Genomic DNA, 11263 nt, shown 5'->3' with positions numbered 1-11263 from the left:
TCAGCCGCTGAGGTTGATAAAGTCGTTGATGAACACAAACGCCATCAACGAAAGCAGCGCCAGGACGCCGGCCATCGTCAACTTCGCTTGCAGCTCTTCGTCGACCGGTTTCCCGCGGACCGCCTCGGCGATCAGAAAAACCATGTGCCCGCCATCGAGCGCGGGGATCGGCAGGAAGTTCAGGATCGCCAGGTTGACGCTGAGGAACGTCAAAAACAGCAGCAGGCTCGGGAGCCCCATCGAGGCGGCGGTGCCGGCGAACGAAACGATGGCCACTGGACCACCGATCATTTCGCGGCTGACGCGGCCGGTGAAAATCATCCGCAGCGAGCTGAACACCTCGCCGAGCTTGCGTTTCGATTCGCGGAACCCGAGAGCGAACGATTCGCCGAGCGACTCCGCTTCGTGCTTCAGCTGAACTGGGAGAAGCAGCAAACCCCGCTCGTACCAGAAGTCGTCCGAGGACTCGAGCTCGCGGACCGCCTCGACCACTTGCTCCTTCTCACCCCGCACGGCGAACAGCCGCACGCGGGTTCCGGTCGGCACCAGTTGCAGTGCATCGACCAGCGCCGTCAGCGGCCGGTCGGGTCCGATCTTCCAGCCCTTGGTCAAACTCTCGATCACTTTCGGGTCAATGAGTCCTTCGAGCGTTTCCGGAACCCGGTCCTCGGGCCAAAGCACCACGACGCGGCGGATTCGATCGCCGGCCTGCAGCCCTTCACCATCAGCCGCTTCACCATCAGCCGCTTCACCATCAGCCGCTTCACCATCAGCCGCTTCTGCGCCTTCCGCCGCTTCTGCGTCTTCCGCAGCGCCACCCGCCGAAGCGCCCGCGTCGATGATCACCGGCTGGGGCTCGTACGCCAGTCCGATCGAAGCCAACTCAATTTGGCCGCTGGTCGCCGAGACCGGGTTTGCCCCGGACGAATGCTCCCAGCGAGAGATTTCGACCGCAATCGTTTCCCGCTGACTCCCCTCTTCGACGCCTCCTCGCTCGAGCCGCAACTGGACCGGCCCTGTTGCGCTGGCGATCCGCTGCGGCAAGCTGATTGCGTCGGGCGTTTGCGGGTCGTCGCCGAGGCCGACGATGCGGTCACCGACCTTCACACCGGCTTTTTCGGCCGGCCCGCCCGCCACCAGAGCAGTCACCGGGCCTGGGGCCAAGCGAAAACCGAGACTCTTGAGCGGCTGGGGCGGCACGGTGACGTTGACCCGTTCTCCGCCAGCCCGCTCCAGCGTCAGCTCGACCGGTGCTGCGGGATTCATTACCAGCGGGGCGGTAATGGAGGAGGAGAGGGGCGTGCCGACGACCGCAGCGGTCTCGACCGGCGTCCCGTTGACCTCCACCACGCGCGCCCCGCGGTCCGCTTCTTCGAGCACTTCGGCGGCGGCCGAGTAGGGCAACGCGGCGATGCTCTCGCCCAACTGGTTCGAGAGCGGCGGGCCGACACCGATCAGTCGACGATTCGAATCGAGCGGCGAGCTAGCCGTGACGATCGAGAGCTCGCGGACTTCCTCGCCGTAGCGGATCGCGACCGGAACCGGTTCCTTGGGATCGTCGATGCTGGCTTTCGCGACTTCCAGCATCATGTCGCTGAAGTGCAGCTGGTCGTCGTTCTCGATCCCGCCGGCCGAGACAACCCGGCCTCCCGGTTCCAATCCCGCTTGCCAAGCGGGGTAGCCTGGGACGGTCTGTCCGATCACGGCCGGAACATAGGTGACGCCCACGCCGAAGGCGACCGCGGCAAACAGCACCGAGGTGATCAGGTTCATCACCACGCCGGCGCTGATGATCACCATCCGCTGCCAAACGCTCTTGGCCGGGTAACTCCGCGGATCGAGCTGATACGTTTCCTCGCCATCGGCTTCAGCGGCTGAAGCATCGGCGTCGCCCGAGGCTTTGCGGATCCGCTCGCGTTCTTCCGCAGCCCGTCGCGGGTCGTCGTCTTGGCCAAGCATTTTGACGTAACCGCCGAGCGGGATCACGCCGATGCCGTATTCGGTCTCACCCCAGCGAAATTTGCCGAGCGTCCGGGGGAGCCGGACTCCGAAGATCCGAATCGGGACGTCGAAGCCGACATAAAACTTCTCGACTTTGACGCCGAACAGCTTGGCGGCCAAGAAGTGTCCCAGTTCGTGGACGAAGATCACGAACCCGATCCCGAGAGCCACAGCCCCCCAAATCCAGATTTTGTCGCCGAGCCAGGCAACCCAGCTCACTTCTTCGGCACCCAACAACGCTAAGCTCGACAGCTCCACCGCCCCACCTCCGCGCGCGCCCACCGATCCAGCTCCAACAGCCGACTGAGGGACGGTCGCTCCTCAAATGTGTGATGTTCCAGTGCCGCCCGGCAGGCCGGCACGATATCAGTAAAACGAATCTGCCCGCTCAAGAATAGGTCGACCGCCGCTTCATTGGCCGCATTGACCACCGCGCCGGCCGTTCCTCCCTTCGCTGCGACCTCAAATCCCAAAGGAATCGCAGGGAATCGCTCTTGATCCACCGGCTCGAGCGTCAGCTCCCACGGTTTTCCCCGCTCCAGCGGGGGAGATGGACAGGGTAGCCGCTGAGGATAGGTCAACGCGTACTGGATCGGCAGCCGCATGTCGGGAGGGCTCAGCTGGGCGACGACCGATCCATCGGCAAATTCGACCATCGAATGGATGATCGATTGGGGATGCACCACCACCTCGAGCGATTCGGCGGGGCAACCGAATAACCACCGTGCTTCGATCAATTCGAGCGCTTTGTTCATCATCGTCGCCGAATCGATCGTAATCTTTTTCCCCATCCGCCACGTTGGATGCTCCAGTGCCTCAGCAACCGTCGCCGCCTGCATCTGCTCGAGCGACCACTGGCGGAACGGCCCCCCGCTGGCGGTCAGGATCAGCCGCCGAGGGTTGTCCGGCCCGGCAGCTAGGCACTGAAAGATCGCCGAGTGTTCGCTGTCGACCGGCAACAATCGTCCGCCGCTCGCGGGGCCGGCAAGCCGTTCGGCGGGGCCGGCAAGCCGTTCGGTGGGGCTTTTGCCGAGCAATTCGGCGACGACCGGCCCGGCACAGACGAGCGTCTCCTTGTTCGCCAGGGCGACCCGCTTGCCCGCTTGCAAGGCGGCCAGCGTGCTCTCGACGCCGGCGCGGCCGACAATCGCGGCCACCACCGTATCGACTTCCGCCGCCGTGGCCGCTTGCACCAACGCTTCGGGGCCGCGGGAGAACTCGACGCCGGCAGGCCACTCGCACTCGCTCCAGTCGCCGCCGGCGCTGGCGTCGGACAAGACGACCTGCCGAGCGGAGGTGCGGCGAGCCAGTTCGGCGAGCGTATCGAGACGGCGGTGGCCCGAGATCGCCGCGACTCGCCACTCGCTGCCGAGCCGCTCGAGGACGTCGATCGTCGCCCGCCCGATGCTTCCGGTCGCACCCAGCACGGCGACGCTTCGACTGCTCATCTGCTCCGCCTGCTTGTCGCTTCGCGATATGATTCGAACAATGCTCCCAACCCATACGTCCAATGAGCGGAGCCGGGCGGATTGTAGGTTTTGCGGCTGTGAATCCGCAACCCGCGGCGTCACCATGGGCCGCTCGAGACGCGCCCGGCACTCCGCTTCCCCATCCAGCGCCGCGGCGCTGGTTTCTTTCATCTGAGCGACCAATTCCACGATGGCCGACGACGATCGACGAAGTTCCGGTTCTAATGATTCGCGTCCCGGGACCGGCATTATTTGGGTCCTGATCGGGGTCGGAGCAGCGGTCGCCCTGGCCGCGTTTTTCCTCGGATCCACCACCAAACGCATTCGCTATCCCGACCTCGTGCGGCTGCTCGAGGAAACCCGCTACCAGGAGTGGGGGAGCAGCGAACTGGTCGATCCGACCGAGAACGCGTTGGCGGCCGAAGACGGTGCGGCTGACGGGAAAATCGTCGTCCCCAGCCTGACCAACCGCGACGTCCAGATCGAATACAGCCGTCCCAACAATCTCAAGGTCGGCGAGGAAACGATCACCGGAACGGTCTTCTATCGCCAGTTCGGCAAATCCGAAGACCCCAAAGAGCCGATCGAAGTCAACTTCGAGACACTCCGGACGGTCAAGAACGAAGCCGAAGAGCAAGAGCTGATTGGCCTTCTCTCGGACCACAACATTCTCTGGGACACCGATAAACCGTCGACGTTTCTCGCCGATCACGGCCTGACGCTGATGATGATCGGGGTGCTGATCGCGTTCGGAATCGTGATGCTCCGCCGCGTCGGCGGCGTCGGCTCGCCGATGTCCTTCTCACGCAGCCGCGGCAAGCTCTATGCCCAGGACGATTCGCCGGTGACGTTCGACGACGTCGCGGGGATCGACGAAGCGGTGGAAGAAGTCCGCGAGGTGGTCGACTTCCTCAAAAGTCCCGAAAAATACCAGAAGCTCGGCGGGCGAATCCCCAAGGGGGTGCTCCTGGTCGGCCCCCCCGGAACCGGCAAAACGCTGCTTGCGCGGGCCATCGCTGGAGAGGCGGGCGTCCCCTTTTTCAGCCTCTCCGGTAGCGACTTTGTCGAAATGTTCGTCGGTGTCGGAGCGGCCCGCGTGCGGGACATGTTCCAGCAAGCTACCAACCGTGCCCCCTGCATCATCTTTATCGACGAGCTCGATGCCCTCGGCAAAAGCCGCAGCGGCACGGTCGTTGGCGGACACGACGAGCGCGAGCAGACGCTGAACGCGCTGCTGGTCGAAATGGACGGCTTCGATCCGAACACCTCGGTGATCGTGATCGCTGCGACCAACCGCCCCGAGACGCTCGACCCGGCACTGCTTCGCCCCGGTCGCTTCGACCGCCACGTGCTGGTCGATCGCCCCGACGCCGCCGGCCGCGAAGAGATCCTCAAGGTGCACGTCAAAAACGTGAAACTCGACGGCGAAGTCGCGCTCAAAGAAATCTCTTCGATCACGACCGGATTCGTGGGCGCCGATTTGGCGAACCTCGTCAACGAAGCGGCCCTGCTTGCCGCCCGCTCCGGGAAAACCTCCGTCTCGATCGCCGAATTCAATGAAGCGGTCGAGCGAGTGACGGCGGGACTGGAAAAGAAGAAGCGGCTGATGAACGAGGACGAGAAGGTCCGAGTTGCCTACCACGAGGCGGGGCACGCCCTGGTCGCTTACGCCCTGCCGAATACTGACCCGGTGCACAAAGTCTCGATCATTCCCCGGGGGATCGCCGCCCTCGGATACACCATGCAGCGTCCCGAGGGGGACCGCTACCTGATGACGCGGAGCGAACTGGAAAGCCAGATTCGCGTGCTGCTCGCCGGAACGCTGACCGAGGAAATGATCTTCACCGATATCAGCACCGGAGCCCAAAACGACCTCGAGCGGGCCACGGCAATCGCCCGCGGGATGGTAATGGATTACGGGATGAGCAAGCTCGGCCGAGTCAGCTTCCGCGAGAGCAATCAGTCGCCGTTCCTCGCCGGTGGCGGTGATGCCCCCGCGCGGCGGTATCACAGCGAGGAAACAGCTCGCGAAATCGACTTGGAGGTCCACCGGATTCTTCAAGAAGCGCTCGACCAGACGGCTGAGATCCTGCAGCAGCGCCGCGACGCACTCGAGGCGGTAACTCGCCGCTTGCTCGACGTCGAACAAATCGACGGCGAAGTTCTGATGCAGTTGATCGAAGAGTACTCGCCCGGTCCCCGCGTCGTGCCCGGCACTCAAAAGTCGATCAACGTGCCCCACCCAACGCGGCCCATGGATATTGCTCCACCCGCCGAGGGGCAGATCTAGGTAACGAGAGAGCCGACGGCACGCGGAAAAATCGTTTAACGGCAAGCCGAAGGCGACTGTGTTCTAAAAAGCAGTCGCCTTCGGCTTGCCGTTAAACGACTCTGTAGCCAACTCCCGGGTACTGCTGACGTTACAGCAATTCCGCTTGAGAAAATGGCGATGTCCAGCTAGCCGAAAACCTATCGCGGCCGTCCGCTGGTGTCTCTCAAATCGCCTAATCCCTGCCAAGCGTCGCGGATCACTCCGAGCAAACTCTGCAGTTCGGCGCGACGATGGATGGCCGGCTCGGGATACTTGTCGACGACTCGATCCTCCACCAGCGTCCACAGCGGGCGTCTGGCCGAACGATTGTCAAAACCTTCCTCGTGCAGCCGCCCCACGACGGGAGCCACATCCGCCTCGGTCAGCGTGGCCTCCCCCCGCAGTGCTTCCTGGATTTGATCGGCCAGTTGCTCGATCAGGATCTCGAAGCGGGGTTCCAGCTTGTCGCTCATCATCGCGTCTCCCGGGGAAATGTTTTACAACTCGATGAGTGCCGGACATCGCACATTCGATACCAACCTGCCGCCAGCCCCCCAGCAAACAGGATTGCCGCTTCGTGACACACGCCTGGATCGAATCGGGGTTGAACATCAACGCCTACGGAGCGGCGCTGCGGCGACGGTTCGGCGGCCGTGTGCAGCGGGTCAGCCTCGATGCCGGGTTCACGTGCCCGAACGTCGATGGCACCCTGGCTCGCGGCGGCTGCGTGTTCTGTGACAACCGCTCCTTCAGCCCCAGCCGACGAGGCCGACTGCGGGCGGTGCTGACCCAGCTCGAGTCGGGAATCGCGACGGTCCGCAAGCGATACGGCAACGTCCGCGGATTCATCGCCTACTTCCAACCCGCCACGAACACCTACGCTCCCACCGACCAGTTGGAAGAGCTGTTCGTAGCGGCGGCGCGACATCCCGAAGTGGTTGGATTGGCGATTGGAACTCGGCCGGATTGCGTGCCGGATGAGGTGCTCGAGTTGATCGATGCGCTGGCCGCCGAGCGTTACGTCTCGCTGGAATTTGGGATGCAGTCGATCCATTCCAAAAGCCTCCGGTGGATGAACCGAGCCCACGAGCACGAGGCCATGATCGACGCGATGCGCCGCAGCTGCGGTCGCCGTTTCGAGACCTGCGCCCATGTGATCCTTGGAATCCCGGGAGAGACTCACGCCGAGATGATGCAGACGGCCGCCGCGGTCGCGCACTTGGAGCCCGATGGGATCAAGCTCCACAACCTGTACGCCGTCCATGGCACGCCGCTGGGCGAACAGGTCTTGCGGGGCGAGGTGGAGATGATGGAACGCGAGGACTACATCCACACGGTCGTCGATTTCCTCGAGCGAATGCCGCCCCAAATGATCGTCGAGCGGGTCAGCGGCGAAGCGCCGAGCGAGTTTCTGATCGCACCGCAGTGGTGCCTCGAGAAGTCCTCGATCCGGATGGACATCGACGCCGAGTTTCTCCGCCGCGGCAGCCGCCAAGGAACCGCGTACCCGCCATCCGGCCACTCCGAGCAGCGAGCCCCTGAGCTGGCTCACGCGGCTGGCCCCGAGCTCGCCCCAGGGTACAGCGGCGACGCTACGCCCGAAGCGGTCCGCGCGAAACTTTGCTCGACACGCGTCCTTCCCGTACTCCGCCTCCCCAAGGTGCAGCAGCGGAGTTAGGATCAGCTCGACGGCTGGATCTCGAGTTTTCAGTGCCCGCGTGGAGCGGAAATGGCGCGTGTGACGATTCTTCTTGGTTTAGGGTTATGCGCCTTGACCCTCTTCGGCCTGCTCAGTTCGACGTCGGGCAAAATCGCCACCGCGTTTATCCCGATGATCTTTGGGATTCCGCTGGTGATCGCGGGGATCGTCAGCCTCAATCCGCACCGGCGTCGCTCGTGGACCGCGTTCGCCTGCTGCCTGGCCGCGATCGGGGGCCTCGGAGCGGCGACCCGGAGTGCGGAGCTGGTGCTCGATCTGATCACCCGCGAGCCGGTCCAACCGCTACCGATGCTCATCATCGTCATCCTCGCGGTCTCCTGCCTGAGCTATGCCACGACGATGAGCGTAGTGCTTTGGAAATCCCGCCGCCGGTAGCTCACGCAGATGCGGTGGCTCAAATACCGCACAGCGAGCCACTCCGCCAACACCCTCCCCCCGGGAGGGTCGCGAGGAACGAGCGGGGAGGGCTTCCGCAGTGATAAATTTACGCTGGGCTCGTCGTCGGGTATTGCTTTCCCTCCCCGGGCCTGAGAGCCCGACCCTCCCGGGGGGAGGGTAATGTCGAAATCGTTAGCCGACCCTAACCCTGACTACTCGGCGCCCAGCTCGCGGGTCTTCGAACCCTTCTTCCCCTTCTCCAGATCGACCACGTCCCAGACCAGGCCAACTGCCTTGAGGGCGCGGATCATCATGAAGGTCAGGTCAATCTCCCACCACTTGTGACCGTGCCGCGCCATCCGCGGGAAAGCGTGGTGGTTGTTGTGCCAGCCTTCGCCGTAGGTCACCAACGCGACCCACCAGTTGTTGCGGCTGTCGTCGGTCGTCTCGTAGTTGCGATAGCCAAACATGTGGCTCGCCGAGTTGACCAACCAAGTGCTGTGCAGCACGAACGTCAGTCGCACGAACATCCCCCACACGACCAGCGACGCCGCCATCGCCCAGCCGCCGGTCCAGTAGCCGATCCCGAGCAGCAACACGCCGGTCATGATGTGCAGCGGCAAAAACATCTTGTCGATGAACCGCATCCCGGGATCGCGAGCCAAGTCGGGAGCGTATCGCTTGAGGTAACCTTCGCGGTCGCCCTCGTGCGTCGAGTAGAAGACCCACCGCACGTGGCTCCAAAAGCTACCGTCGTGCGGCGAGTGGGGATCGCCCGGCTGATCGCTCAACTGATGGTGCTTGCGGTGGTCGGCGACCCAGTCCAGCGGCGAACCCTCGCCGGCGAGCGATCCGAGCGTCGCGAACAGGTACCGCACCCACCTGTAGGTCTGCATCCCGGTGTGGGTCAGCAACCGGTGGTAGCCGAGGCAGATCCCCAGGCCGCCGGTGACCCAGTGCAAAAACACCGTCAGCGCCAGTGCCTGCCAAGTGAAGGTGAACGGGGCGGCGAGCAGCCCGACGTGGAGGACGATCAACCAGCCGATCGAGGCCCAGTTCATCCGACCCGATTCGATCCGCTCTTCCTTCGTCGGATGCCCACCGGCCGGCTTGCTCCGTTTCGATGGCCGTGGGGACGGCTTCCGATCGAGATCCGCTTTCCGTGGGGTATCGAGCACAGACGCCATGGGGTTGGTCCTTCGCAGCCGCTGTGAGGGTGGTGTAAAAAGGGAGAGAATTCGCCACGAATCGGGGCTCCTGGCTCAGCCTGAACGCCCTGCTCCGTCGCGGTCACGACAACGATACTCGTCGCCTAGCAAATCGCTGTCACCAACGAAGCTCAGCTGTGTAACAGGCGTGTAAATTTTTTTTCTCGCCCCTTCGCACCCTCGGATCACGCACGATTTTTCCCGCAAAAACCCACGAAATCCGCTCCAGACCCCCTCTTCCTCCGCAGGCCCATGACCCCCGAAGAAGTCAGTCCTCACCTCCGCCGGGTCATGCGCGAAGCCCGCAAGCTGTACGTCGACAGCGGCCGCTGGTTGGTGGCGAGCCACAAGACACTGCTCGGTGAACGCGCGGATTCCTTCGTGGAGCTGATGGACGACCTCCATCGCGGCCTCCTGGTCAAGGTCTACACCGTGATCATCCGCAGCGATGGTCGCTGGACGCGGATGGAAAAATACGTCTGCTCGCTGCTCCTCGAACACCTCTGGGACCAGCGTCTGCACGGCTCGGAGCTGCGAACCGCCGCCGAGGAATTGCTCCAGCAGTCCGATACGCTCAGCTGGGAGGTGTTGGTCCGCCCGTTCGTCGTCTACGAGCCGCTGAGCGATCGGACGGCGAACCTGCAAACGATCGTGATGCGGTTGGCGAATTTGGTAGCCAAGTGCGATGGCCTCGCCTGCCCCAATGAACTTGTCGCGCTCCACACGCTGCAGCGCGACATCGCCCTGGCTCTGCACGGAGTCCGCGCCGACGTGGCCACCCCGGTCATGCCGCACGAACAGCTGCCCGGCGGTCCTGCCCCGACCAATCATGCTCCGGCCAACTCTGCTCTAGGCAGACCCGCTCCGGCCAACTCCGCGCCCTCGCGACCGGCTGCCCAAGCAGCCGGTTCGAAGTCGACCCTTGAGCGTCCGCGTCAACACTCCGGGGCAAATCCCACGGCAGGTGAGCTCGAAGCAGCACCGACGTTGACTCCCGAAGAACAGTTGTCCGAAGCGCTCGACGAACTCGATCGGTTAATCGGTTTAGGAGCCGTCAAAGACCGCGTCCGCTCGCTGACCAATTTCCTTCGCCTGCAGCGCGAGCGGCAGTCGGCTGGCCTGCCGACGATGCCGATCAGCCTGCACATGGCGTTCGTCGGCAACCCGGGAACCGGCAAGACGACCGTGGCCCGCATCGTCGGCAAGATCCTCGGAGCGATGGGGATCCTGAAAAGCGGTCACCTGGTCGAAACCGATCGCTCGGGTTTGGTCGCCGAGTACGCCGGACAAACCGCGGTCAAAACCAACCAGCTGATCGACTCAGCCCGCGACGGCGTGCTGTTCATCGACGAGGCCTACTCCTTGGTCAGCGGCGGCGACGACGCGTATGGCCGCGAGGCGATTCAAACGCTGCTGAAACGGATGGAAGATGATCGCGATCGGCTGGTGATCATCTTGGCTGGTTATCCCGACGAGATGGACGAGCTGATTCGCAGCAACCCGGGCCTCAGCTCGCGAATCAACTCGCGTCTGGAGTTCGACGACTACGAGCCGGCCGACTTGGGACGGATTTTTGAACTGCTCTGCGAAGCCAACCACTACCGCCTCCCTCCAGCCAGCCGCCATCGGTTGCTGCTCGGACTCGACGCGCTGCACCGCGTGCGGGATCGCCATTTCGGCAACGGCCGGCTGGCGCGGAATGCCTTCGAAGAATGTGTCCGCCGCCTCGCCGACCGCGTGGCCAGCGTCGTACCGCTCACCCCCGAGCTACTGACCCAGCTCGAAGCCGAAGATATGGGGCTGCCGGGGCTTGCCCCCCAGGAGCTCGAGCGAATGGTCGGCGAGCCGCACACACTCCGGGTGACCTGTCAGAGTTGCGACAAGCGGCTGAAGCTCAGCGGCCGGCTGCTGGGACGTCCGCTCCGCTGCCCCCAGTGCAAGAAGCAGTTCAAAGCCAACTGGGCCGCGGTCGAGAAGGAGTAGAAGGAAGCACATCTTCACCCTCCCCCCGGGAGGGTCGAGCAGTTTTTAGCCCCCTCTCCCCCGAAGGGACTCGCGGCAATCGCTTGACCTTCACCCCCGAACATTTTCGCGATTCTCTTTGGGGGAGAGGGTTGGGGTGAGGGGGTCTAAGCGGCCGGCTACGGCCCCCTCACCCTAGCCCTCTCCCCCACGG

At 63.8% G+C, this 11263-nt stretch carries 8 protein-coding genes; 4 read left to right on the top strand and 4 right to left on the bottom strand.

Translation table 11 applies throughout. The features are described 5' to 3' along the window. Nucleotides 1–2220, bottom strand: coding sequence for a site-2 protease family protein (locus tag GNK13_RS13750; protein ID WP_235935146.1), 2220 nt, complete (start codon nucleotides 2218–2220; stop codon nucleotides 1–3). Between the two features lie 20 nt (nucleotides 2221–2240). Further along, nucleotides 2241–3449, bottom strand: a complete 1209-nt coding sequence (gene dxr, locus GNK13_RS13745; RefSeq protein WP_164103127.1) for a 1-deoxy-D-xylulose-5-phosphate reductoisomerase — start codon at nucleotides 3447–3449, stop codon at nucleotides 2241–2243. 211 nt (nucleotides 3450–3660) lie between these two features. Between dxr and ftsH the strand changes: the two genes are divergently transcribed. Next, entirely contained in the window at nucleotides 3661–5760 is a 2100-nt protein-coding gene (ftsH, locus tag GNK13_RS13740; protein WP_164103126.1) for an ATP-dependent zinc metalloprotease FtsH, read from the top strand. 179 nt (nucleotides 5761–5939) lie between these two features. On the opposite strand, the gene GNK13_RS13735 is transcribed toward ftsH, so the two are convergent. Continuing rightward, the gene (locus tag GNK13_RS13735) at nucleotides 5940–6254 is read right to left on the bottom strand and encodes a hypothetical protein (RefSeq protein WP_164103125.1); all 315 of its coding nucleotides are present in this window, start codon (nucleotides 6252–6254) and stop codon (nucleotides 5940–5942) included. 104 nt (nucleotides 6255–6358) lie between these two features. Here GNK13_RS13735 and GNK13_RS13730 point away from each other — a divergent pair, with 104 nt between their 5' ends. After that, nucleotides 6359–7459 carry a TIGR01212 family radical SAM protein gene (locus GNK13_RS13730; RefSeq protein ID WP_235935144.1) on the top strand — a complete coding sequence of 367 codons (1101 nt, stop codon included), beginning with the start codon at nucleotides 6359–6361 and terminating at the stop codon, nucleotides 7457–7459. Between the two features lie 60 nt (nucleotides 7460–7519). Further along, on the top strand, nucleotides 7520–7876 hold the full coding sequence (locus GNK13_RS13725; protein WP_164103123.1) for a hypothetical protein: 357 nt from the start codon (nucleotides 7520–7522) through the stop codon (nucleotides 7874–7876). 215 nt (nucleotides 7877–8091) lie between these two features. Here the strand turns inward: GNK13_RS13725 and GNK13_RS13720 are convergent, their stop codons facing one another. Beyond that, on the bottom strand, nucleotides 8092–9066 hold the full coding sequence (locus tag GNK13_RS13720) for an acyl-CoA desaturase (RefSeq protein WP_164103122.1): 975 nt from the start codon (nucleotides 9064–9066) through the stop codon (nucleotides 8092–8094). Between the two features lie 273 nt (nucleotides 9067–9339). Here GNK13_RS13720 and GNK13_RS13715 point away from each other — a divergent pair, with 273 nt between their 5' ends. Next, on the top strand, nucleotides 9340–11070 hold the full coding sequence (locus GNK13_RS13715) for an AAA family ATPase (protein ID WP_164103121.1): 1731 nt from the start codon (nucleotides 9340–9342) through the stop codon (nucleotides 11068–11070). Nucleotides 11071–11263: the final 193 nt, after the last annotated feature.

It is taken from the genome of Candidatus Laterigemmans baculatus (assembly GCF_010367455.1).
Lineage (GTDB): Bacteria > Planctomycetota > Planctomycetia > Pirellulales > Pirellulaceae > Laterigemmans > Laterigemmans baculatus.
The sequence above is the reverse complement of the archived record's forward strand: the minus strand, read 5'-3'. Positions and strand labels throughout refer to the sequence as shown.

Bases quoted from the DNA above. Each gene is read 5' to 3' on its own strand.
- dxr (WP_164103127.1), bottom strand. From the start codon at position 3,449: ATGAGCAGTCGAAGCGTCGCCGTGCTGGGTGCGACCGGAAGCATCGGG.
- ftsH (WP_164103126.1), top strand. From the start codon at position 3,661: ATGGCCGACGACGATCGACGAAGTTCCGGTTCTAATGATTCGCGTCCC.
- GNK13_RS13735 (WP_164103125.1), bottom strand. From the start codon at position 6,254: ATGAGCGACAAGCTGGAACCCCGCTTCGAGATCCTGATCGAGCAACTG.
- GNK13_RS13720 (WP_164103122.1), bottom strand. From the start codon at position 9,066: ATGGCGTCTGTGCTCGATACCCCACGGAAAGCGGATCTCGATCGGAAG.
- GNK13_RS13715 (WP_164103121.1), top strand. From the start codon at position 9,340: ATGACCCCCGAAGAAGTCAGTCCTCACCTCCGCCGGGTCATGCGCGAA.